Consider the following 22,728-nt stretch of genomic DNA (forward strand, 5'->3'; position numbering starts at 1 on the left):
TGAACTAGGCGGTTGCCATGATCTTATCGAGAGCCGCCTCTAGCGTGCCCACGGTGCGATCAATATTGTGCAATTTATCCAGCCCAAACAGGCCAAGACGAAATGTTTTGAAGTCTTTAGGTTCGTCGCACTGCAGTGGCACACCCGCAGCTGCCTGCAGGCCAGCCTCACTGAACTTTTTAGTAGAGTGAATACCGTCATCGTCGGTATAGCAAACAACGACACCCGGAGCCTCAAAGCCAGATGCGGCGACGCTTTTGAAACCGTGCTCGCGCAGAAGCGCCCGTACGCGCTGCCCCAACTGTTGCTGCTCTGCCTTCACCTTTTCAAGGCCATAGGCTTCGGTTTCAAGCATGACATTGCGCAAGGCTGTGAGTGCATCGGTAGGTAAGGTGGCATGGTAGGCATGGCCGCCCTTCTCATACGCTTCTATGATTTGCAGCCATTTGCGCAGGTCGCAGGCAAAACTGGTGCTGACAGTTTCGTCAATTCTTTGCCGCGCCAGTTCACTAAGCATGACCAGCCCGCAACACGCTGGGCCACTCCAGCCTTTTTGGGGCGCCGAAATCAAGATATCCACCCCGACTGACGGCATGTCTACCCAGACGGTACCGGAGGCAATACAGTCAAGCACAAACATGCCACCGTTGGCATGCACAGCCTCACCCACTTTGCTCAGGTAGTCATCGGGCAGCAATATGCCTGAAGCCGTCTCGACATGCGGCGCGAACACCATGGCAGGTTTATGCTCATTGATGGCAGCAACCACCTCGTCGATGGGTACCGGCGCATAGGCTGCCTGCCTGCCATCCTCTACAGGCCGCGCTTTAAGCACAATGGTTTCTGATGGGATGCTGCCCATGTCAAAGATTTGGCTCCAGCGATAACTGAACCAGCCATTGCGGATCACCATGCATTTTTTGCCGGTGGCAAACTGCCTTGCTACGGCCTCCATGCCGTAAGTGCCGCTACCGGGCACCACAATTGCCGAGTGCGCGTTGTACACCTCTTTCAGTATGCGAGAAATATCGCGCATTACGACTTGAAAGGCATTCGACATATGGTTGACTGCGCGGTCGGTGTAAACCACCGAGTACTCAAGCAAGCCTTCAGGATCAGTGTTGGGCAACAGGCTGGGCATGTTTGTCTCCGGATAAAAATCGGTCACCGCTTGACGGATCTGACAAAACTTAAGCCAGCCCGATGGCGATAAGGTCGTGAACGTGAGCCAGCTAACGGCCACGAGCACGGATTGCAAACCGCAACCCGTTTTGCGGACTACGCCTTGCGGTAAATACTTTGATAATACTCGCGTATGCGGGTCAGCAACCAGCTTCACCTAACGCAGTTGCCCGCGCAAGGCTGATTACGGACCTTAGGAAATCAGAATCATCACGTTTCCGCCAACTTAACATGACGGGAGACGTAAAACCAGACGCATCCAGCTCAACGTATACGACATCAGGTCGGTGCAGGCCTCGCACCGACGCTGGCACCAGGGCCACCCCCACCCCTGCCGCCACCAGACCAATGGCTGTCTGCAATTCGTTGACTTCCTGGACGACATTGGGTGTGTAGCCATTCTTATTGAATAAATCCAACAAGTGATCAGCGTAACTGGGACGGGGTTTCGCCGGGTACAAAATCAACGGCTGATCCAACATATCATCCAAGGAGAGTTGCGATCTGGACGAAAGAGGATGACTGACAGGCAAGGCGGCAATCAACGGCTCATCGATCAGCACCACACGCTCGACTTCGGCATCCGCAAGAAGAATGCGACCCAGACCGATGTCTATGCGCCCAGTTTTAAGGGCATCGAATTGCTGCAGCGTGGTCAGCTCTACCAGCCCAATCTCAACCTGAGGATCCAGCTCACGCAACTGCCGAATAAACTCTGGCATATAACCATAGAGCACAGAAGGAACAAACCCCAGCCCGAACCAGCGCCTGTCCTTCCTTCCTATACGCTGCGTGGCCTTCACCGTTTCGGCCAGTTTTTGTGAAATGTGACCTGTCTGATCTAAAAAATAACGCCCCGCCTCGGTCAGCCGAATGCCGCGCCCGACCCGTTCGAACAGATCTACCCCCAACTCCTCCTCAAGCAGCTTAATCTGCCGACTAAGCGGAGGTTGGGCCATGTGCAGCGACTGAGCTGCCTTGGTAAAACTGAGCAGCGTCGCCACTCTTTGAAAATAACGAATCTGCCTTAATTCCACGATGCATACCCAAAAAGTATTGATACCGATAAATATAGTCTTAGACAGCAGACAATGGCTACAGACATAATCAGGCCCATTACTACACACGATGGCGGCCAACTCAAGCGCCAAGGAGACCCGATTGAACTCAACAACAACTCGTTCCCAAAATAAAGACAAGCAAAGCACGACGTGGCTTAACCGTGGGAAAGGGGCACTGGCTGGCACCGCCCTTGTCGCTTCTGCCCTGCTTGCGCCAATGATCGCCTCGGTTGCGCATGCCGAGAGCTATCCCGAGCGGTCGATTTCATGGATAGTGCCGTTTCCTCCCGGCGGCGCCATGGATGCCATTGCGCGGGTGCTCAGCGAAAGCATGGGCGAAGACCTGGGCCAGAGTATTGTTGTCGAAAACAAGCCCGGCGCGGGTGGCAATATTGGCGCGTCATACGTGGCCAAGGCCAAGCCTGATGGCTATACCATTATGATTGTGGCCAACGGCATGGCGGTAAACCCAGCCTTGTACAAAAAGCTCAACTACGACCCCATCAACGATTTCACGCCCATTTCATTGCTCGCTGCCGTACCTAATATTCTGGTCACGCAGGCCAGTCGCAGCGACGTCAATTCAGTACAAGATGTGATCTCACAGGCCCGGGCCGAACCCGGCAAGTACAGCTACGCCTCGGCGGGCGTCGGCACATCGATCCACCTGGCAGGCGCGCTGTTTACCTACCTCGAGAAACTGGACATGCTGCATGTTCCGTATAAAGGCAGCGGGCCCGCCGTCAGCGATCTAATCAGCGGTCGGGTCGATTACATGTTCGACAGCATTACATCGGCCAAGCCTTATATTGATGCAGGCCGACTCAAGGCGCTGGGCATTACCACCGCCACCCGTTCTTCATCATTACCCGATTTGCCTACGCTTGCCGAAAGCGGGGTAGAAGGCTATGAACTGACGCCATGGTTTGGGACCTTTGCACCCGCAGGAACCTCGCCCGAGATCATTGAAAAACTGAATGCCTCCATGCTCAAAGCCATGCAGTCTGAAAAAGTTAAGAAAATTTTCGGTACCATAGGCGCTGAACCAATAGGTAGTACGCCTGAAGCCTTGCACGCTTATTTGTCCAACGAAACAGATAAATGGCAGAAAATTATCGCTGAAACGGGTATTTCGGCTAACTGAGCGGCTAACTGCTTTAAGCTTGAACGCTGTATGTTCAGGCTCTTGCAGAGCCCGCCATTAACACAGCAAATAGCAGACGCTTGAGCACTTATGCTGCTCAGGCGTCTACCCACACAAATTACCAGAGGTAGCTCTATGCTTTTTAAGGTTGAAATGACCGTCAACATGCCTGCCGACATGCCAGCCGAAGTCGCCGCAGAGATCAAGCAGCGTGAAAAAGATTACTCACAGACCTTGCAGCGCTCAGGTAAATGGCGACATATCTGGCGAGTAGTAGGTGAATATAAAAATATCAGCATTTTTGACGTCGACAGCAATGACGAGCTTCACACACTGTTAAGCGAGCTTCCGCTGTTTTCGTATATGACCATGCACATTACCCCCCTGTGCAAGCACCCTTCGGCCATCTAACCCTTCCCCCCCCTTCCATCGCAAGGTTTGATCCCATGACCACCGCCCACTTTGACAGCGATTATTTTCATTACACACTCGATGGCAAACGCGATGCACCGGTTGTCATGTTTTCCAACTCACTGGGCACCACAGAATCAATGTGGGCAGCCCAGACTGAGGCCTTGCGACAGAATTTCACCGTACTTACTTATGATGCGCGCGGGCATGGGGCTTCGATCGCTACCAAGGGCCCTTATACGCTGGAGCAACTGGGCAACGACGTGATCAAACTGCTGGATCATCTCAGCCTGAGCCAAGTGGCTTTTTGCGGGATCTCCATGGGTGGTGTGACGGGGCAATGGCTTGCCATTCATGCGTCACAGCGTATATCGCAACTAATTATCTGCAATAGCGCAGCAAAAATCGGCACACCTGAAGCATGGCAAGAGCGCGCCGACCTGGTGCGTTCACAAGGCATGGCGCCTGTTGCCGACGGTGCAGCGCCCCGATGGTTTACCGAGGCATTCGCCGCGTCGCAACCGTCAACCGTGTCATCACTGACTGATGCATTGCGCGCCACTAACCCGGAAGGGTATGCCTCGTGCTGTGAGGCCTTGGCTTATGCTGACTTGCGCGAAGAGATTGCAACCATCACCGCACCCACTCTGATTATTGCTGGCTCGCATGACCCCGTCACCACCACCGCCGATGCTGACTTCATGGCCAGCCGTATTGCTGGTTCCAAGCGAGTAGACCTGCTAGCCTCCCATCTTTCCAACATCGAGGCAAGCCAGGCGTTCAATCAGGCGGTGTTGCAGTTTCTGGTATAACACCGCCGGCGCGATGCGCCGACACGTTTCAGCTTATCCACAAATTCTGCCAGCAAGCATGTGCGTTCTACTGCGCGGCCTCGTTGGCAATGTCGTCGATCGATAATGTGTGAATCAACTCGAGTCCACCTGACAATGTTGTCTCATAATGTCTATTGATGAGGATATTATGAGCAGAACAAGATTTGCAGAAGCAACTTAATATTGCAGCGATAAAGCAGGTAGTGAAGGTATGACAGAAAAGAAGATAATTACCATTGCTGGTCCTAATGGCGCAGGAAAAACCACCTTTGCACGTTCTTTTCTGCCAGAAGAGGCACAATGCCCCCACTTCATCAATGCGAATTTAATTGCGGCAGGCCTGTCACCCTTTGCTCCTGAAGCGGCCGCCCTCAAAGCGGGCCGCCTCATGTTGAACGAAATTGCTGCGTTAGCAAAAAGAGGCGAGAGCTTCGCCTTTGAAACCACGTTGTCGGGTCGCAGTTATCTGCGTCAGATTACGCAATGGCGTAAGCTAGGCTATCAGGAAAGTTTATATTTTCTGGCTTTACCCAACGCCGAAGCCGCCATTAAACGAGTTGCTGAACGAGTTCAACAAGGCGGACATAACATTCTTGAACTTGTCATCCGCCGCCGCTTTGCGTCAGGATTGCGTAATATCGACCAATATTACAAACCTTTAGTGCATAATTGGGCAAAGTACGATAATTCGGGTCTAGAACCAGTGCTACAAGAATGGGGAGAAAACTCATGAAAACACCCGATATTTCCACCGCTAAAAACGCGGATTTACGCGCCTCGTTAGCCGCTTTACAAAGAGCTGCCAAATCAGCGCGTCAGACCGCAATTCAAACCGATACGGCCATTGTGGTTGTCAAAGACGGAAAGTTGATACGAATTCCCGCAGAAGAGCTTCGTAAAAACACAACCGCAGAACCTGGCTCCCTATAGGTCGGACACACCCGGTCAGGTGATGCTAACTTGTGGCGTGAGCGTATGGTGCACAGGCCATCTACGTTACTTACGCGTGTAAAACCGTATTTTATCTTCGTCCAGCGTGAGCCCCAGGCCAGGGCCTTCAGGCAACTTCAGAGAAAAATCGCTGTAATCCAATGGCTCGGCAAGAATATCGTCTTTAAGCAACAAGGGGCCAAACAACTCGGTGCCCCACTCCAGATCTTCTATAGTCGAAAACAGATGAGCCGCCGCCAGGGTAGATACAGACCCCTCCAGCATGGTGCCACCGTACAGCGCAACATCAGCCGCCTGCGCGATAGCGATCAAATCCTTTGCCGCATACAGACCGCCAGCCTGCTCAATCTTGATGGCAAACACATCAGCACAACGCTTTGCAGCCAGCACGAAACCATCTTCCGGGCCCTTTAATGACTCATCCGCCATGATAGGCAAAATGCCCAGTGCCGTTAGTCTTTGCAACCCGTCGATATTTTTCTCGTGCACAGGCTGCTCAATCAGCTCAACGCCAGCGTCAGCCAATGCCTGCAAATTAGACCTCGCCTGCGTTTCTGACCAGCCCTGATTAACATCAATGCGAATACTGACATCTGCCCCTAGTGCTTGCCTGATGGATGCAATATGCCGAATATCGTCTTTGGGCGAACGCAGGCCAACCTTGAGCTTGAATACATTATGTCGCCGGCTGTGCAGCATGTGCTCGGCCTCGCGAATATCTGTCTGGGTATCGCCACTGGCTAGTGTCCATGCCACCGGGATGTGACTGCGCACCGCGCCGCCAAACAGTGCAGCAAGTGGAACGCCGAGCACTTTGGCGTAGGCATCGCACACCGCTGTTTCAATGGCGCTTTTGGCGAAATAATTTCCCTTAATTGCCTTGTTGATCCTGCCGCGCAGCGCCAATGGCGACGCTATGGGCTGCCCCAAAATTAATGGCGCAAAATAGGTATCAATATTGGTTTTGATGCTCTCTGGGCTCTCCGGGCCATAGTTCAGCCCGCCTATAGTGGTTGCCTCACCTACCCCTTCTGTGCCGCCCGACGTGCGTATGCGTACAAGCACCAGGCTTTGATGCTGCATGGTCGCCACAGACATCTTGTGGGGCCGTATCGTTGGAATATCAACAATACAGGTGTTTACCTCGACTATTTTTTGATCCATCACGCACCCAGAGCTGGTTGTTCAAATACGCTCGAAGTATAGGTTGGCGCAGGTAGCCGGTCTAATATTGTTTAAGTTGCTGACGATACCTTTAAGGTATGCCATTCAGGTCGGCCTTTATGCGCGCAGCCCGAACTTGTTTCTGCTCGTTTCTTTTCGTGGCTGTAGCCTGCTTAATCGAACTATTGAGCTACACAACGGTTCCAAGCCTTCGAGTACGAAATCAGGTCAGACGCCCGTCAGATGCACGGTGCTGACAGTGTGCGCCAACCACCCGCAATCGGAGGGAATGTCAAACGGGATATGGCTTTAAACGGCATCTGATCGCTTTGATACTCAGCTTCTTGATTGCAGTTCGCTCAAGGGCCCTTTTGAAAAGACTCCAACTGCCGCCGTTCACGTTTAGTAGGCCGACCCTTGCGGTCTGGCATCGGCGTGGGTGCAAGTTTGTTCAGTTCAGCCTGCCGCGCACGCTCTTGGACGCTTTCAGGCGTTTCAGCATAGAGCAACTGAGCTTCGCTGGCAGGCCTGCGCTGTTCATTGAGCGCTAGCACGTCGACCTCCCACAACTGGTCGCCCGCGCGTATCTGCAACCTATCGCCCGCTTTGACCATTTTTGAAGGCTTGGCGGCGTAACCATTGAGCTTTACCTTGCCGCTGTCTATTGCCGTATTGGCGATACCACGGGTTTTAAAGAACCGGGCCGCCCACAGCCACTTGTCGAGACGCATGTAAATTTCCTGTAAACACCCATTCATTATGGCCCGAACAATGATAACTCTGCACGCTGAGTACACATCACGATTAGCGAATTACAGGTATTCAAACGTAAACCGTCTCCAATTCGCGCCTGATGACATCGATAATAAACTTCTGACGCTTCAGCGGCATTCTATCGATCACACTCGAAACACTCACCGCAAAAATTGGCGCACCAGTACGACGAAGAAGCGGCACGCCCACGCCCATAACACCAGGCACAGCTGCATTGCCTACCGCTGACCAACCACGCTCTCGAGTTGTCTGTATAAGCCTGCGCATCTGACTGCTCGACATGCCCCCAAAACGTGGAAGTTTTTTATCATTGGCAGTTAACACAAGGTCGATGTCCTCATCTGCCAGACTCGAAAGCAACGCGAGACCTGCAGCCCCTACACCCATGGGCTGCCGATAACCTATCGTTACCGTGAGAACCTGAACGGGATACGAGCCCAGTTCACGATGAACGCATAGAGAATCACCATCTTCCCGTCGAACCAGAAAAGACGAATCCCCCGTCTGCGCGCTGATACGTTGCAAAACCGGCTTTAGCCGCTCTATCGTACCGGCTATCGACGGCTGCACTGCTAAGCGTGCATGGTTAAAAACATACCGACGCTGCTCATCCGGCTCCAGCAAGTAGCCATGATCAATGAGGACATCCAGAAATCGATACACGCTCGTCCGCTGCACACCTGCCAGCCGGGCAATTTCCGTAACCCTCAAGCCTTCATCACCTGCATGACGCAACACGTCCATGATGTCCAAGCCTCGGGAAAATGTCTTGGGCCCAGCTGGTTCAGATTCTTTGGATAGCATATCTACTTTTAAATGTTCATATGTTGGACAGATTAAATACAAGAAAGCCTGATATGGCACTAGTATCTGTTGGAACAATTCTAATGATTGTTCATATTATAAACAAAGGAGACGACATGCCCCCCATCACTTTTATGTTGAGCCCAAGAAAACTGATGCTTGCTACGCTATGCATCGCTGTATCGTGGACAATGCTTTCGCCGGCGAACGCAGCATATCCGGAGAGACCGATCACCATTGTGGTTGGATACGCCGCAGGTGGTGCAACGGATATTCTTGCTCGTGTAGTGGCCAAGTCAATGGCGACAGAGCTTGGCGAGACAGTCATTGTCGAAAATAAAGCTGGTGCCAATAGCAACATCGGAGCAGAGTACGTCGCCCGAAGCAAGAAAGACGGATACACCATTTATGTAGGCACTATTGCTAATACCATCAATCGTGCTCTCTACGACAACCTTAGCTACGATTTTGTAAAAGATTTCGAGCCTGTGGGTTTGATGGCTACCATTCCGAATGTGCTGGTTGTCAATCCAAAACTACCTATTCACACGGTCGATGAATACATTCAATATGCCAAGAAACACCCGGGCGAACTCACCTGTGCATCTTCTGGCATCGGATCGTCCATCCACATGTCTTGCGAACTCTTCAAGATAAAGACTGGCACAAACATATTGCACGTTCCTTACCGAGGCAGTGGGCCTGCGGTGGCCGATCTGCTTGGCGGCCAGGTCGGTTCTATGTTCGACAATCTGCCATCATCCATTTCACACATTAACTCCAAAGCGCTTCGCCCCTTGGCTGTCACCACAGAGAAGCGAGTTCCTGCACTTCCAGATACACCAACGTTTGGTGAGTCTGGTGTCAAAGACTTCCTAGTGCAATCATGGTTTGGACTCTCTGTGCCCGCAGGCACGCCCGCAGAAATCGTAACGACTCTGAATACTGCGCTGAACCGTGCGCTTGAGTCATCAGACATAAAAACCACATTCAAGAAGAGTGGCTTCACGGCACCACAACAGCCAAACACTTCTAAAACAATGAAAGCATTCACGCAGTCAGAAATTGATAAATGGGCGAGCGTTGTCAAGGAAGCAAACCTCTCTGCGAACTGATCCCAAGACCCGCCGTCAACACTCATAAATAGAACCATTGATATGCTACCCATCGATTTCCTGCAACGTGCCATACGACTCTATCCTGACAATATTGCCATTGAAATTGTCACAAGTAAGATAACTTACCGAGAACTGGGTGAAGCTGTGAACGCGCTAGCCTGCGCATTGCAGAAGGCTGATCCCGACCCAGGAACTCGTGTCGCTATGTGCGCTGCGAACGCCCCGGCGTATATCGTGGGTATGCTGGCGATACTGACGGCGGGTAAAGTTTGGGTGCCTCTCAATTACCGCAGCACGGCACCCGAACTTGAACGCATTCTGGACGTTACAAAACCAAGCACCGTACTGGTCGATCAGGAAGGCGACGCCCTTCTCTCCACCTACAAGGGGCAAAAGATAGGGTTCGCCCAGTTTGATGAAATTACGAACCAGTATCGTGGTCAGATACCCGCGGTAACCGCTCGTGAAAGAGATGACACTCAGGCTATCAAATTTACCGGTGGCACTACAGGACTACCCAAGGGCGTCATGCAACCTTGCAGGGCCTGGATGGCAGGCATTGTCAATCAGATTGGCGGGTGGGACATCACAAAGGACGATAAGTTCGTTGTCTGCGCACCGATCAGCCATGGAACTGGCACTTACATACTGCCGATACTGGCACAAGGAGCAACACTGTTGCTCTGTACCTCTAGCGACGCCGACGATATCTTGTATGCGTTCGGAAACCAAGGCGGCACCATGACCTTCATGCCGCCTACGCTAATCTATAAATTAATGGCAATTTCGGGCGTGAACAGAACAAACTTCCCCAAGCTGCGCTTACTGATTTATGGAGGTGCACCCATGCCTGTGGAGAAGATCACCATGGCCCTGGACTTCTTCGGCCCAGTAATTGCCACGACCTATGGCCAAACCGAAGCGCCACAAATCGCAACGCTGTTACGGCCACATGAGCTGGCAAACACAGCCAACCAGGCTTCTGCAGGACGTGCCACGTGGTACTCGGACATCGCCATTGTTGCACCCGATGGCAGTGTGCTGCCGACAGGTGAAACTGGCGAAATCACCATACAGGGCGAACTCGTCATGACTGGCTACTGGAAGCTCCCGGAAAAGACGGCTGAGACCATCAAAAACAACCGTCTCCACACAGGTGATGTTGGCTATCTCGATGAACGAGGGTTTCTGTTTATCAAGGATAGGTTGCGCGATGTGATCATTACTGGCGGTTTCAATGTATACCCAATTGATGTAGAAGGGGCATTGTCGACGCATCCTGCTGTACACGAAGCATCTGTGTTCGGAATACCTGATGACAAATGGGGCGAAGCCGTCAATGCCGCGGTTCAACTCAAGCCCGGTCATTCCATCACAGAAGATGAACTCAAGGCTTTCGTAAAAGATCGGCTGGGCCCGGTTCATACGCCGAAAAAGATCCACTTCTACGAAAGTCTTCCACGATCCGCAGTTGGCAAGGTTCTTAAGACTGCCGTCAAAGAGCAAGCACTGAATATCGCATCGCGTTCTGCGAACCCTTTAAATAACTGACAATTCAAAGAGATAGACATGAGCCAGCCCACACCGACCACAGAACTCTGCTCTCACACCCTTACCGGCATGAACTATCGGGACAAAGACCTCGTAAATGAACTCATTGGCGAGCGTACTTTTTCTGATGTTATGTTTACCCAAATACTGGGGCACAGACCCCGCGCCGTCGATCTAAGAATTCTGGATGCGGTGATGATCACACTGATGGAACATGGCCTGACCCCAAGTGCCATTGCAACACGCCTGATCTACATGAGTGCTCCTGAGAGCCTGCAAGGGGCCGTGTCTGCAGGACTTCTCGCCGTTGGTAGCCAGTTTGTAGGGACCATGGAAAACTGTGCAGAACTGCTCGAACGCATCCTAGCATCTGAGGATATGAAGCAGGAAGCACGCAACATTGCAGAGTCATTCAAGGAAACCAGGGCACACCTTCCAGGTTTTGGGCACCACCTTCATAAACCCGATGATCCGCGTTCAATTAAACTGATTGCTCTGGCACAAAATGAATCCGAACTGCCGCAACGACATGTGAACGCCTTGCTGGTGCTCAACGCTGCCATCGATGATGTTTACGGCAAGCACATCACCATCAACGCAACCGGTGCTGTCGCTGCACTGCTGGGAGAGATCGGAGTCCCCTCCAAACTGATGCGAGGATTTGCCGTCATCTCACGCGCAGCCGGCCTTGTGTCCCATATAGCAGAAGAGCAACGCGTACCTAGCGGCCGTTTCATTTGGGACAACATTGACCACGCGATTCCGTACGTAAAAAATAGTACCGAGGGCTAAACGATGCGGCTTGATAACAAAACCGTATTCATCGGTGGCGCCGGCAGTAGCGCAACTGGCTGGAGTATCGGCAAGGCAAGCTGCGTGACGTTATCGCGCCTCGGAGCGCGGGTGGTCGCGGTAGATATCAACCCGGAGGCGGCAGAGGATGCTGCTGAAGAGGTTCGAAAAGCGGGCGGTATTGCTCTGCCGCTACAAGCCGACGTTACTGATATGGAGGCCATGGCAGATGCCGTTGCCCGAGCCAAAAGCGAGTTTGGCGGCATCGATGTATATATAGCCAATGCTGGCATTGGAAAAATCGGGGGCGTCGCCGAAACTGAGCCAAGCGATCTGGATAGAGTGCATCAGGTAAATATACAGAGTCTGCTGATCGGGAGCAAACTCATTATTCCCATCATGCTCGAGAAGGGAGGCGGTTCGATCGTTACCGTTTCATCTATTGCAGGCCTGCGCTATATTGGCTATCCGCATCTGGCATACAGCGTCACAAAGGCTGCGGTGATTCAGTTTACGCGTATGCTTGCACATGAATATGCAGGTCGAGGTATCCGTGCTAATACCGTCATACCCGGGCTGATCGACACACCCCGAATCCAGGCAAATGTCGCAAAAGCATTCTCAGTGGATGGTGATGCCGACGTCATGCGATCAAAGCGCAATGAGCAAGTGCCCATGAAGCGCATGGGCACAGCTTGGGAAGTCGCAAATGCCATTGCATTTTTAGCCTCGGACGATGCCTCGTACATTACCGGAACAGAGCTGACAGTCGATGGGGGTATCACGGGAAAATTCAGCTGACCCTTTGTGTGACGATAACCTGGCAGAGCCTCATCCTGTCCGTTCAAAGGGACGGGAGGCGCAACCTCTGACCATCTTTACAAAGCTCGCTGCCCACCCAATTACCGCAACCTGCCACCAAATCGGCCAAACACCAGTTTGAAAGCCGTGATCAACAATAGCCCCGCTCCAATGACCAATAAATACTCGCCCAAACGCTGCTGGTCGCTTAGCAAGTAATTGCTGCACAGACGAGTTGGTGAAATCAAAAATAGCCAGCCCAGGCGGAAAAAGGTGGCGATAAGTTCAAGCAGGAATACGCCTCTGACGATAAACCCTGCCTGTGGCCAGCTAATACCAAATGGCACGCCAATCAGCAGGGGTACGGAAATAAACTTGGCAATCATGGCCCATGGCTCGGCCACTGAGGCATCAAGCAGGCGCGGCAGCATCCAGGCCAGGCCGGAGATGCTTGTCAGTACCAACCCCGTCACGCCACCGTGGTTCCAATGTGCGATCCAGGATGGCAGATGCGGCGCCATCGCACGGCCCAAAAAATAGCCTATGGCTATCAACAGCGGAATCTGCACCAGCATCTGCCCGGTCATGGTGGCTTCTAACGTATGTCGCACAGGTGGAAGCAGCAACGTCAGGTAGGCAACTGCCACCAGGTGCAGATAATGGCGTGGCACGATCGCGCTCATTGGGCCATGCCCCGCGATATCACCTGAACAACGCGCGCCTGATCATCAGGGTCAACAATTTCAACAAGCCGCCCTTGTGGGTCGACAATTTGAATGGCGGCATTATGCTCGTAACCGCCGAGTTCGTCAGCGATGACAACAATGCCAAATGCCTTCTTGAGCCGATTTAGATCATTGTTATTTAACGGGCGCGCAGCAAGCCAGCCCGAACCTCGACTACCCGAACGTTGCAAGTACCCGGCAAGCTGGCTTGGCGTGTCGTTTTGAGGATCAAAACTAATACTGAGCAACTGCAGCTTGCCCGAAGCCAGTGCGCCTGCAAGGCTATCTTGAAGCTGCGCGAACTCGCTACCGAGCGCCAGACAGTAGCTGACGCAGCGCGTATAGATAAAGTCCACAACCAGCCACTTTCCGCGCATGTCGGCCAGGTTAATGCGCTTACCTGAATGCGTTTCAAGAGCCACAGCCGGCATTAGCTGGGGTGCCGCACGCACCTTCACACGTCTGGCCGTCTCGGTGGTAAAGGCCTGAAAGCTGTCGGTAAGGCCTGCAATTATTCCGCCGCCAACACCGAGCAAAACCAAACTAGCCAGTAGCGTGCGGAGCACCGACATCGGCCCGCTTTGTTGAGCCTGCATCAGAACTACTCCCAGGGTAACCATCGCCTGGCGCCCTTAGCAGGCCGAAAATAATACGCCCGGCGAACCACAGCATTGCCAGAATCACGAAAAGCGCAGCAATCGCGCCAAATTGATCGTTAGGAACCCATTGAGCAATGTGGGTGGCAAAACGGCGCGGCACACTCATGTGCCCGGCATTTAAAAAGGCCAGGGCAAATGCCATTGCACCCAGGGCATAGACAGTAAGGCTCACTTTATCCATGCCCTCATCATTAACCTTGTGGGCCCGGTTGCCGATAACATGAAACAACAACGCCAGAATCATCGGAAGCACGCCAAGCAACAAGTAAAAATGAAAATGCCCCGGTACCCACTGAGTATTGTGCATAACCAGATTGACGCTAATCGTGCCATCAATGATGGCAGGGACAATACCAGCAGCCCAGCCGAATACCGCCAAGACCATTAACCTGGATGGCATTTGCCATTGAATGTTGGAGCGATAAATATTGGTAAGCACACCATAGGCGGTCACCAAAAAGACCGGGAAGCCTGCGCCAAACGAAACAACCTGCCCCATAACGGCCAACCACCGCGGTTGGGCATAATCCATGAGTAAATGATGCGGGAACACGACAATAACGAACACCGTACTCACTGCCCATGACCACAGAAACGGCCGTGTGATCTTGTAAGGCTTGCCACTGTATCGACCCAGCAATTCATACACAGCGATCACACCCATATAAATGGTTGCGTTGATAACCATGTGGCCAAACCAATATATAAGGTTTTTGGCGAGCAGTGCATTGAGCGCCATTTCTGGAAAATATGCATTAACCAGGCTCATAACCAGCACCACGGCACCGGCAAGAATGCCCAGCGAGTTAGCGATAATTACCATGGTGCCTGCCACCACGGCCTTTGGGTGATCAGGGTTTATCTCACCCCTGAACAACCACTGCAGGCCCAGCCCCTTACCGAGGTTGCCATAAGTGCGAATAATGGCCGCTGCCGCATCCATATAAAACAGCAGCATACCGACGCCTATCAATAAATAGCCAACCATAAATAATGCGGCAGCATGAATGCTCCAGATGCCCATCGACTTGACTGGCAATGGATAGAGAAATGTCCACGCGCCCGCGTAACCACCAGCAAATACCGCAGCAATAATGGCCAGGGCGCCCAGCATAAAGAGCACGTAATTAGCTGTAAAAGCCCACACATGCAAACGGACGTACTTGCGCAGGAAAAACCACATGACAGCGAGCGTCCCCAAGCTCATGGTGCCAACCATACCTGCACCGTGCATGGTCAGTATTTGATAAAACAATACCGGCTGGTCGCCCAACCACTGAGCCTGCATCGAGCGCATGGTCAAGCCTAGCAGCATCATCAGCACGAACAGCACCAGTGCGGTAACCATATAAAGATTGAAGACGATGCGTTCACCACGCGGTAATTGCTCGTTTTCCGGGTATAGCGTAAGCGTGCTCATGCCCCACCCTCCTTGCTAGCCAAGACTTCAAATTTACTGATCATGCCGTGATGCGCCAGCCCGCAATATTCCAGACACAAAATCTGATAGGTACCGGGCTGCTTGAATGTGTGAAGGATTCTGTTTTCAAACCCAGGCATAGCCTGAGTTTGTACGACGATATGATTATCAGGGTCGTAAATGGCAAAGCCGTGATTAACGTCGGCACTGGTCACGCGAAACTCTATTGGCACACCCGCCTTGATTTGCGTTTCGCTAAGCTCCCACCGCCACTGATGGGCAACCACCTTGACCACCTGTGCGGCCTGCAGCGAGGCGTGTTGCTGGGGAATTGGAAAATGCCACAAGGTTTTGTAAGTGACGCCCACGCCTAGAACAAGCAAGGCAACAAACAGCCATCTCCGCAACACATCGAATGCCCTGTGTGCTTTTTTATATTGTGTGGCGTCTGCTGGCTTTCGAGCCTGGCTGATTACGTATAGAAACCCTAACGCAACCAGCCCCATGCCCGACAAGGTAATTAACCAGATCTGATTTTGAAGAATCACGATGCTCCCCCCTTTTAGTAGTAGGTCGCCGAAAAACTCTTCAATTGCAAGAGGTTAACACTCACTACCGACAATTGCTATCAGTAACCACCTCCTTCTTGCGCAAGATAATTTTTTTGGTTTTACTGCCTGAGAACGAATGAATTTCTACACAAATGTAGGGTTTCAATGGGCCCGAACGATTAAGCAGAAAAAAACCGCCAATGACGCTGAGGCTGACAGACCACGGATGTCTGAACATCAATGCTTGCTCATTGCAATGCGAATCATTATTATTACGAATGTGATGACAACGTAATAGATACGCCTGCCCCATCATGCTGAGCTCCTCCACGCTCCACGGTACGCCGCCTTCGTTGCGCACTATACCGTCCTGCAGTGCCGAGGCACTGTATAGGCAGCATCATCGCTGGCTTAACCACTGGCTGCGCAAGCGGGTTACCAGCCACGCAGACGCAGAGGAACTCGTTCAAGAAACGTTTTTGCGGGTTTTGTACGCGCAGTCAGGGCTGCAGGCAGATGGCCTACGTGAGCCCCGTGCCTACCTGGCCACCGTAGCAAACCGCCTGGTCGCCAACTTTTATCGACGCCAGTCTATTGAGCAGGCTTATGCCCAGGCGTTGGCATCCATGCCGGTCGACGTGGCCCCATCACCTGAAACCCAGGCGCTCATCAAAGAAGCCTTGCTCGAACTCGATCATATGCTCGACGGGCTGGGCCCCAAGGCAAAACAAGCGTTTTTGTTGGCACAGTTTGAAAACATGCCCTACGCTGAAATCGCGCTACGGCTTAATGTATCGCTGCGTAGCGTCAAGTATTACATTGCACGCGCCCTAACGCAGTGTTGTCGCCTGGCACCGTAAACCCGTCTTTCGTCATCGACCCATGGCTGCCTCTGCCCACGCCCCCTCTCTTTCTGACACCGTGCTGTTTGAGGCGGCCTATTGGTACGCCTGCTTACAGGCAGACACCGCAACCGCTGATGACCACAATCAGTGGTCAACATGGCTTGAAGCTTGCCCCACCCATCGGCAAGCCTGGGGTCGCATTCAAGAAGTGTTGTGCCAGCTGGATGACATGCCGCCGCATATTGCCATGCATGTGTTGACCCGGCAGCATCCGCGTGCTCGCACACCGCGACGCAGAAAGCCACCCTGACCTAATCCGCGACGCGCCAAATTTCTCTAAGACAGTCGAACGCGTTTTATCAAGAGCATTCAGCACTGATGGGTTGGGCTTCATGGCCTATGGGCGATCACATGCAAGGCAAACATTGACGCATCCACAATGCGATCGCAAGAAGTTCCTACAACAGCCGCTTCGGGGACAGGCAGGCAGAAGCAGAGGCCCTTGCCATCTCACAGACGGAACACGGTCAACGGTTAAAAAATTGTATCTTGGCGATACAGGCTTGCACTCTGGGTGTTGCCTGCGTGTCTCTATAGGCGAATACGTTTTATTCGATCTGGAGATTCAATGACTGCTTCCGCGTCCATGCACGTACCGCCCGGTCTTGCACAACCCATCTCAGTGCCACCGTTCAAGAGAAGCCTGATAGGGATTGCGCTGGCCGCCGGCTTAACCACGCATGCCAGCGTACAGGCACAAACGCAGCCCGCCGCCGATGCAATACCGGCGAGCTCTCAAAACGCTGCCACGCCCTCCGACGCAACAAGTAGCGCTGACAAGCCTGCCCCAAAAAAAGAGAGCGCCAAAACGCCCAGCCGCGTTGACCAGCTCGACCGCGTCATTATTACTGGCACTCAAGAAGAAGGGACGGCCCCCAACACCGGCTATACCGTACGCTCCACCCAGTCGGCCACCAAACTTGACCTGGCCCCTAAAGAAACGCCACAAAGCATCACTACATTCACGGCGCAGCGCATTCAAGACCAGGGCCTGCTGCAGCTGGATGAAGTGCTCAAACACACAACCGGCATCACGCTAGTTAGCGCTGGCGTGGCCGGCGCCGGACGCCAGCCCGTTTACGCCCGCACCTTTCCTGTGCGGGCGGTGCAAATGGACGGCATCATGGCCAGCAATTTTATTTTGTCGGGCGAAGGCGATGAAAGCATAGGCATGCAAGACACGTTTTTGTACGAACGCATTGATGTTATACGGGGTTCTACCAGCCTTACCGCAGGCTCGGGTGACCCGTCGGCCAGCCTGAACTTTGTGCGCAAACACCCTTATCGCGATCGCCATCTGCATGCTGCCGTCAAGGCGGGCAGCTGGAACACCCGGCGCGGGGAGCTTGATTTTTCTACGCCGCTTAACGAAAGCAAAAGCTGGCGTGCCCGCATCGCCACAGCCTATCAAAACGGCGATCATTGGGTGGACAGGGTCAACAACGACTCCAAGACCCTCTCGTTAATAACCGCCCTGGACATCAACGACAGCAACCGCATCAACCTGGGCGTGACGCATTACGATTTCAAGCTGCGCGGTGCTTCGCCGCATGGCATTACGCGTTTTTCTCAGATCGACGACGCCTGGCCTGAGGAGTTTAAATACCCTGAGTCAAAAGGCAAACCCAGGTACTGGGTGTACCCCACCTCCGAGGAAGAACGCAACTTCAACAATGCCACGCCGTGGTCCCGCACTCACCGCAAATACACCAATTTTTTCGCCAACTACGAGCATGATTTTTCGGATAACTGGCTGATCAGGCTTAGCTACAACCATGCCGATAATGTGGATGATCGCCTGTATGGCGAACTTGGCACCCGCTTTTTTGTACCGTGGGCCGACAAGGCCAATTACGTTGCTGACCGCAGGCACGGGCAGAACATCGTCAATGCTTTTGATGCGTATTTAAAAGGCACGGTAGAGGTGCTGGGAAGGCCGCAGCAGCTGGTGGTGGGTGCCAATTCCTATGATGTACGTCGCAAAATGTACGGCGGCTATGCCAAGATTACTGAACCCGTTTCGTCGCCTGACGTAATGGTGTTTCGTTGCCCGTATATGGCCATGGATACATGCGGCGACAGTCCTGAAAACCGAACAACACTCGGCTACCCCATCAGCGACTGGAACAAGGCAGGCGGCAACGTTCCTCCCGAGGTCTGGAAAGATGACGACATGTACACCTACAAGTACATTCATCATCTGCAACGACGCCAGACTGGCCTGTATTTTTCTACGCATTTACAACCGATAGCGCGTACGCACTTGCTGCTGGGCGGCCGCTGGGCGCGCGAAACCCAAAAGCCTGTCTACAGCACGTGCCACAACGGCCAGGTAGACCCCACCTGCGGGAAAGATAAGCCATACAAAGCCACCAGCAACCCAGACATACGCCCCAAATTCCTGCCCTATGTGGGCCTCGTGGTGGAGTTAACGCCCACAATTAACGCCTATGCCAGCCATACCACTACCTACATTCGCGACCAGAATTACGACAGCAATCGCCACTATTACACCAAGCAGTGGCTGCCGCCGATACGCGGTGTAACCCGCGAAGTTGGCCTCAAAGGTGCCTTCTTCGACAACCGGCTTGATGTGGCTGTTTCTTACTTCAAGATGGTGCAGAAAGACTTCCCCTTCTACACCATGCACGACGTTATCTACCGCACCAGTAACAGAGGCTTGGCTGACGGGTACAGAGTGTATGGCTATGAAATAAGCATGGCCGGGGACATTACGCCGCGCTGGAAGATATCGGCTGGCTATGTGCGCCAGCGTCAGATTAGCCCTGACTCTTACATAAACTATTCCATGGTCGACATGACCGATTTTATGGCCAGCTACCGTGCACCAGAAAAGACACTCAAGCTCTTTACCAGCTACAAGCTAAACCCAAAAATAACACTGGGCGCGGGCCTTAGATGGCAAAGCGCCACGCAGTCACAGTGGATTCCCCGTTACTACACACAAAGCGAAAAACAGCTGATGAAACAAGATGCTTTCGCCATTGTTGACGTCATGGCCCGCTATCAGTTCAACCCAAGGTTAAGCCTGGCTTTGAACATTAACAATGTGTTTGACAAAGTGTATTACCAGCATGAGCGCTCGTATATTTCAGGCGCGCCGCGCAATTTCTTGCTGACGGCCGCCTACAAGTATTAAGCCTAACTGCTGTGTAAGGCCGAATTAAGCCCTGCTGTCATAAACGCAGGCAAGAACCGGGCACCGCCACCTGGTGGGGGCGTCGGTACCGGCAAGCAATCATTGCCGGTTAGTGGCGATTTGCCGCAGCAACGGCATATCGCATAGTGCAATAGCAAATTTATTATTTAGGAGTTGTACCATGAAAAAATCTAGCATTTTTTCAAGCGCGCTCATAGTCTTGGGCGTTAGCGGTACCGCCTCGGCGGCATGGACCGACATTGACTTTAACAAGCCCGGCAACATTGATAACGCCCCTTATCTGGGCACCTTCAACTACAACGGCCAAACCTACGGCCCGTCCACCGCACTTAACGTTCCGGGACAGGCCAGCCCCACCATAGAAAGCAAGTTCGACCTGAAGCAGCTCAAGCCCTTCACGTTCTATGGCAAAGAACGGGACGACAGCACGGGGCATAACGACGTGGTCATTACCGCCAACACGGGCTCTGCCCAGGCTGAAGCCCCCGTTGTATATCGCTTTTACCGGCAAAAGCATTCTGCGGCCATCATCAACCTTTCTCGCGGCACAGAAGCACGGCACTTCGCCAAAGCCGTCGTAGGCGAAAAAACCGCAGCTGGCACCCTGGTCAATGGCACCTACAACTACAAAGGGGTTGCGTTCACGCACTTCCCGCGTGGCGACTTCAACTACCAGGTCAAGGTAACCGGCCCCAGCAGCGCCACCGGCGAGGGTTCGTTCAGTCTCAAAGGCCTGAAGATCCCGGCGCGCCAGTCCTACAACGGCCAAGATATTTACTTCGACATCAACCGCGGTACGCTTAATTCGACAGCACTGGCAGCGACTTCTGCCGGCCTTCGGTTCGACGGTAGCGTAACAGTAGCCGAGTCTGGCGTCTCCGACGCGAAGGCATGGAAGCATATTGATGGGGACCGAAGCAACCCAAGCTACAGACTGACCCTCTACGGCCCCAAAGGTGCTGAGATCGGGGGTGTGATTCAGGACCTTCCCTCCCGCGTAGGTACTGCTGCACTCATGGGTCGCAAGCAGTAATGCACCCTCAGTCGCCTCAGCATCTGCCGGGGCGGCGCTAACCGTTTTATCAACCATCGCACTGCACGGGTTGTTGCCGTGCAGTGCTTCGCTTTGTTAACGCGCGTTGCCCGCCACAAACCCGGCCGGTGCCGCTGTTTACGCTTACCGCTCTATGCTGCGATCACGCCTTCCCATTTTGCTGGCGACACTGACCACGCTTTTTCTCGCTGCGCTCCCGGCTATGCTTACTGCACAGCCACTGACAGGCCAGACGCTCACACCACCACGCCTGCTTGATGACCGACTTCAGGCTGACCCGCTGCGCCCGCTGATGACGCCTGCGCCGGCGCGCAAGCCCAGTGACCGGAGCCAGGCCCCGGTACCCGAACTGAATGACGAAGATCTGAAGGCAAGCGTGGCGCTTACCGAGCATATTCTGAACCAGGCCATGCTGCATGAAGACTGGAGCACACTGCAACGCATCATGCGGTTTTACCCCACCATGAGCGGCATCGATGTGGTGTTGCGGGATTACGTGCAAGGTGCGCTGTACCGTCACCATGGGCAATATGCAAAGGCTATTTCGCTTTACCGGCAACTTATCACGCAACACCCTGACCTTGACTACGTGCGGCTGGAACTGGGCCTTATGCTGATGGAAAACAAAGTATGGCGCGAGGCTGACCAGCAGTTTGCAAGGGTACAGCGGCAGGCGCTAGACCCCGATGCCCAGCATGACGTGGCCATGTATCGACACATGATGCAGCGCGAACAACAATGGCAGTTTCAGGCAGGTGTAGGGCTGGCACACAATAACAACATTAACGCGGCTAATAAAGATGCGTTTCTGCGCCTGCCCATCGCCGGGCCTGAAGGCTCAACGTTTTGGCTTCCCTTCGCCAAAAACCCTGACGCGCTGCCAGAAGCCGCCTGGGGCCTGAAGTACACCGCCTCCGCCCAGCGTGAGCAAAACCTGGGCGGCAATCACTTTTACACCCTGGCAGCCGAAGGCGATGGCGTTAACTACCGGCATCACAATGCGTATAGCGACCAGTCCATTACGCTGCGTGGTGGCTACAAGTATCAGGACGTGAGTACATGGTTTGCCGCCATGCCCCAGCTTGGTAAAGCGTGGGTGGGCGGCAAACCTTATCGGCACAGCCACGGGTTTGGCATCGAAGCCGGATACCGCCCCGACATGCCCTGGCAGTTCATGGGGTCTTTTCTATGGCTCAAGCGCGATTACGATGACCCGGACTATGACGCTTATGACGGACCATTAAGGGTTTATTCACTGGCCGCCATGCGCGCTTTTTCTCCCCAACTGATGGTGTATGGCCGCGCGGGCATGCAAAATGAATCCGCGCGATCAGGCGAGTATGCATCCCGCTTCCCCTGGCTTGAAGTGGGCGCATCCAGCACCCTGGGTAATGTCGTAGGCACTCGGCTTAGCCTTAAGTATGGGCATCGCCACTATAAAAAACCCTATGCCCTCTTCCTGTATACGCAGCGGCGCGACCGCGAAATTGAGCTGAACGCCACGCTGTGGAAACCGGGGCTGACACTGTATGGTTTCCAACCGCGTCTTTATGCCAGCTACAGCCGCCATCACAGCAACCTACCCATGTATGCGCGCAGCCAGACTGAGGTGGCGCTCATGTTCGAGAAGCGTCTGTAAGCACAAAA

General features: G+C 53.3%; 23 protein-coding genes. 14 read left to right on the plus strand and 9 right to left on the minus strand.

Features of this window, described 5'->3' with window-relative positions; translation table 11 throughout:
• Positions 1-4: 4 nt before the first annotated feature.
• A complete protein-coding gene (locus tag FQ179_RS07120; RefSeq protein ID WP_149396509.1) occupies positions 5-1,141 on the minus strand; it encodes an aminotransferase class V-fold PLP-dependent enzyme in 1,137 nt (378 codons plus the stop codon).
• Positions 1,142-1,322: 181 nt separating this feature from the next.
• Positions 1,323-2,219 carry a LysR family transcriptional regulator gene (locus tag FQ179_RS07125; RefSeq protein WP_149396510.1) on the minus strand — a complete coding sequence of 299 codons (897 nt, stop codon included), beginning with the start codon at positions 2,217-2,219 and terminating at the stop codon, positions 1,323-1,325.
• A 241-nt stretch (positions 2,220-2,460) separates the two neighbouring features.
• On the opposite strand from FQ179_RS07125, the gene FQ179_RS07130 reads away from it, so the two are divergent.
• The 5 genes from FQ179_RS07130 to FQ179_RS07150 all read left to right on the plus strand — a co-directional run bounded on the left by FQ179_RS07130 (position 2,461) and on the right by FQ179_RS07150 (position 5,561).
• Positions 2,461-3,387, plus strand: coding sequence for a tripartite tricarboxylate transporter substrate binding protein (locus tag FQ179_RS07130; protein WP_149396954.1), 927 nt, complete (start codon positions 2,461-2,463; stop codon positions 3,385-3,387).
• Positions 3,388-3,522: 135 nt separating this feature from the next.
• The gene (gene catC, locus FQ179_RS07135; RefSeq protein WP_149396511.1) at positions 3,523-3,798 is read left to right on the plus strand and encodes a muconolactone Delta-isomerase; all 276 of its coding nucleotides are present in this window, start codon (positions 3,523-3,525) and stop codon (positions 3,796-3,798) included.
• A 35-nt stretch (positions 3,799-3,833) separates the two neighbouring features.
• Positions 3,834-4,610, plus strand: a complete 777-nt coding sequence (pcaD, locus tag FQ179_RS07140; protein ID WP_149396512.1) for a 3-oxoadipate enol-lactonase — start codon at positions 3,834-3,836, stop codon at positions 4,608-4,610.
• 232 nt (positions 4,611-4,842) lie between these two features.
• A complete protein-coding gene (locus tag FQ179_RS07145; RefSeq protein WP_149396513.1) occupies positions 4,843-5,364 on the plus strand; it encodes a zeta toxin family protein in 522 nt (173 codons plus the stop codon).
• Complete coding sequence (locus tag FQ179_RS07150) at positions 5,361-5,561, plus strand: hypothetical protein (RefSeq protein WP_149396514.1); 201 nt, start codon at positions 5,361-5,363, stop codon at positions 5,559-5,561. Before FQ179_RS07145 ends, FQ179_RS07150 begins: the two co-directional genes overlap by 4 nt.
• 66 nt (positions 5,562-5,627) lie before the next feature.
• On the opposite strand, the gene FQ179_RS07155 is transcribed toward FQ179_RS07150, so the two are convergent.
• The 3 genes from FQ179_RS07155 to FQ179_RS07165 all read right to left on the minus strand — a co-directional run bounded on the left by FQ179_RS07155 (position 5,628) and on the right by FQ179_RS07165 (position 8,324).
• A complete protein-coding gene (locus tag FQ179_RS07155) occupies positions 5,628-6,746 on the minus strand; it encodes a muconate/chloromuconate family cycloisomerase (RefSeq protein ID WP_149396515.1) in 1,119 nt (372 codons plus the stop codon).
• A 359-nt stretch (positions 6,747-7,105) separates the two neighbouring features.
• The gene (locus FQ179_RS07160) at positions 7,106-7,477 is read right to left on the minus strand and encodes an RNA-binding S4 domain-containing protein (RefSeq protein ID WP_255474868.1); all 372 of its coding nucleotides are present in this window, start codon (positions 7,475-7,477) and stop codon (positions 7,106-7,108) included.
• Between the two features lie 91 nt (positions 7,478-7,568).
• Positions 7,569-8,324, minus strand: a complete 756-nt coding sequence (locus tag FQ179_RS07165; protein ID WP_149396517.1) for an IclR family transcriptional regulator — start codon at positions 8,322-8,324, stop codon at positions 7,569-7,571.
• Between the two features lie 116 nt (positions 8,325-8,440).
• Here FQ179_RS07165 and FQ179_RS07170 point away from each other — a divergent pair, with 116 nt between their 5' ends.
• The 4 genes from FQ179_RS07170 to FQ179_RS07185 are packed head-to-tail and all read left to right on the plus strand — an operon-like array spanning position 8,441 to position 12,586.
• Complete coding sequence (locus FQ179_RS07170) at positions 8,441-9,439, plus strand: Bug family tripartite tricarboxylate transporter substrate binding protein (protein WP_370459841.1); 999 nt, start codon at positions 8,441-8,443, stop codon at positions 9,437-9,439.
• A 42-nt stretch (positions 9,440-9,481) separates the two neighbouring features.
• A complete protein-coding gene (locus FQ179_RS07175; protein WP_149396518.1) occupies positions 9,482-10,993 on the plus strand; it encodes a class I adenylate-forming enzyme family protein in 1,512 nt (503 codons plus the stop codon).
• 18 nt (positions 10,994-11,011) lie between these two features.
• Positions 11,012-11,785 carry a citryl-CoA lyase gene (locus tag FQ179_RS07180; RefSeq protein ID WP_149396519.1) on the plus strand — a complete coding sequence of 258 codons (774 nt, stop codon included), beginning with the start codon at positions 11,012-11,014 and terminating at the stop codon, positions 11,783-11,785.
• Positions 11,786-11,788: 3 nt separating this feature from the next.
• Positions 11,789-12,586 (plus strand): SDR family NAD(P)-dependent oxidoreductase, encoded by a 798-nt coding sequence (locus tag FQ179_RS07185; protein WP_149396520.1) that lies wholly within the window; start codon positions 11,789-11,791, stop codon positions 12,584-12,586.
• A gap of 101 nt (positions 12,587-12,687) precedes the next feature.
• Here FQ179_RS07185 and FQ179_RS07190 read toward each other — a convergent pair whose 3' ends face one another.
• The 4 genes from FQ179_RS07190 to FQ179_RS07205 are packed head-to-tail and all read right to left on the minus strand — an operon-like array spanning position 12,688 to position 15,938.
• Positions 12,688-13,269 (minus strand): hypothetical protein, encoded by a 582-nt coding sequence (locus tag FQ179_RS07190; protein ID WP_149396521.1) that lies wholly within the window; start codon positions 13,267-13,269, stop codon positions 12,688-12,690.
• The gene (locus tag FQ179_RS07195; protein WP_149396956.1) at positions 13,266-13,883 is read right to left on the minus strand and encodes an SCO family protein; all 618 of its coding nucleotides are present in this window, start codon (positions 13,881-13,883) and stop codon (positions 13,266-13,268) included. Before FQ179_RS07195 ends, FQ179_RS07190 begins: the two co-directional genes overlap by 4 nt.
• The gene (locus FQ179_RS07200; protein WP_149396522.1) at positions 13,855-15,390 is read right to left on the minus strand and encodes a cbb3-type cytochrome c oxidase subunit I; all 1,536 of its coding nucleotides are present in this window, start codon (positions 15,388-15,390) and stop codon (positions 13,855-13,857) included. Before FQ179_RS07200 ends, FQ179_RS07195 begins: the two co-directional genes overlap by 29 nt.
• Positions 15,387-15,938 carry a cytochrome oxidase gene (locus tag FQ179_RS07205; protein ID WP_149396523.1) on the minus strand — a complete coding sequence of 184 codons (552 nt, stop codon included), beginning with the start codon at positions 15,936-15,938 and terminating at the stop codon, positions 15,387-15,389. Before FQ179_RS07205 ends, FQ179_RS07200 begins: the two co-directional genes overlap by 4 nt.
• 317 nt (positions 15,939-16,255) lie before the next feature.
• On the opposite strand from FQ179_RS07205, the gene FQ179_RS07210 reads away from it, so the two are divergent.
• The 5 genes from FQ179_RS07210 to FQ179_RS07230 all read left to right on the plus strand — a co-directional run bounded on the left by FQ179_RS07210 (position 16,256) and on the right by FQ179_RS07230 (position 22,720).
• Positions 16,256-16,801 carry a sigma-70 family RNA polymerase sigma factor gene (locus tag FQ179_RS07210; protein ID WP_149396524.1) on the plus strand — a complete coding sequence of 182 codons (546 nt, stop codon included), beginning with the start codon at positions 16,256-16,258 and terminating at the stop codon, positions 16,799-16,801.
• A gap of 22 nt (positions 16,802-16,823) precedes the next feature.
• Positions 16,824-17,096, plus strand: coding sequence for a DUF4880 domain-containing protein (locus FQ179_RS07215; protein ID WP_149396525.1), 273 nt, complete (start codon positions 16,824-16,826; stop codon positions 17,094-17,096).
• 318 nt (positions 17,097-17,414) lie between these two features.
• On the plus strand, positions 17,415-20,006 hold the full coding sequence (locus FQ179_RS07220) for a TonB-dependent siderophore receptor (protein ID WP_149396526.1): 2,592 nt from the start codon (positions 17,415-17,417) through the stop codon (positions 20,004-20,006).
• 181 nt (positions 20,007-20,187) lie between these two features.
• Positions 20,188-21,060, plus strand: coding sequence for a hypothetical protein (locus FQ179_RS07225; protein ID WP_149396527.1), 873 nt, complete (start codon positions 20,188-20,190; stop codon positions 21,058-21,060).
• A 154-nt stretch (positions 21,061-21,214) separates the two neighbouring features.
• Entirely contained in the window at positions 21,215-22,720 is a 1,506-nt protein-coding gene (locus FQ179_RS07230; protein WP_255474869.1) for a surface lipoprotein assembly modifier, read from the plus strand.
• The last annotated feature ends 8 nt before the right edge of the window (positions 22,721-22,728 follow it).

The organism is Pusillimonas sp. ANT_WB101 (assembly GCF_008369125.1).
Classification (GTDB): Bacteria; Pseudomonadota; Gammaproteobacteria; order Burkholderiales; family Burkholderiaceae_B; genus Allopusillimonas.